The 690-nt window shown below is 44.5% G+C and carries 1 protein-coding gene and 4 tRNA genes; 1 reads left to right on the forward strand and 4 read right to left on the reverse strand.

Annotated features, from left to right (window positions below; all coding sequences use genetic code 11):
- Positions 1–66: 66 nt before the first annotated feature.
- The 4 genes from AB1471_RS16985 to AB1471_RS17000 form a co-directional block, all read right to left on the reverse strand.
- Positions 67–140 (reverse strand) — tRNA-Gly (locus AB1471_RS16985).
- A 20-nt stretch (positions 141–160) separates the two neighbouring features.
- Positions 161–237 (reverse strand) — tRNA-Pro (locus tag AB1471_RS16990).
- Between the two features lie 9 nt (positions 238–246).
- A tRNA-Arg gene (locus AB1471_RS16995) sits at positions 247–323 on the reverse strand.
- A gap of 11 nt (positions 324–334) precedes the next feature.
- Positions 335–420: transfer RNA gene (locus AB1471_RS17000), tRNA-Leu, on the reverse strand.
- A 78-nt stretch (positions 421–498) separates the two neighbouring features.
- Here AB1471_RS17000 and AB1471_RS17005 point away from each other — a divergent pair.
- A partial coding sequence (locus AB1471_RS17005; RefSeq protein WP_367780930.1) for a hypothetical protein occupies positions 499–690 on the forward strand: 192 nt, incomplete at its 3' end.

Here is a 690-nt window from a genome sequence, read left to right on the forward strand (position 1 = left end):
ATTTAAATCAAGAATTAACGTTGACGTTTTAGGTTGTTTAGTTTTCAAGGTTCAAAAAATATAATATGGAGCGGGTGATGAGAATCGAACTCACATCATCAGCTTGGAAGGCTGAGGTTTTACCACTAAACTACACCCGCATATAAAGTTTTAAACTCGCTGGTCGGGAAGACAGGATTTGAACCTGCGACCCCTTGGTCCCAAACCAAGTGCTCTACCAAGCTGAGCTACTCCCCGATAATATAATGGCGCGCCCGAGAGAAGTCGAATCCCTAACCTCCTGATCCGTAGTCAGACGCTCTATCCAATTGAGCTACGGGCGCATTATTCTATTTGGTGCGGTCGAGAGGAGTCGAACCTCCACGGGATTTCTCCCACTAGGCCCTCAACCTAGCGCGTCTGCCATTCCGCCACGACCGCTTATTACAGCGACAAGTTATATTATATCAATATACTTTTGAACGATCAAGCTTTTCTGAAAAAGAATTTCAAGTGCGAGTGAAGTGGTTTAAATCCACACACCCCTTAGCACTGCATTCTAAGTCTAGCGCATCTGCCGCAATCGCATATCTCAGCGACAAGATTTATTATATCAATATACTTTTTGATGGTCAAGCTTTTTTTAAATATTTTCAAGTGCGGGTGGAGGGACTTGAACCCCCACGCCTTGCGGCACTAGATCCTAAGTCT

It is taken from the genome of Jeotgalibacillus marinus (genome assembly GCF_040801915.1).
GTDB classification, from domain to species: domain Bacteria; phylum Bacillota; class Bacilli; order Bacillales; family Jeotgalibacillaceae; genus Jeotgalibacillus; species Jeotgalibacillus marinus.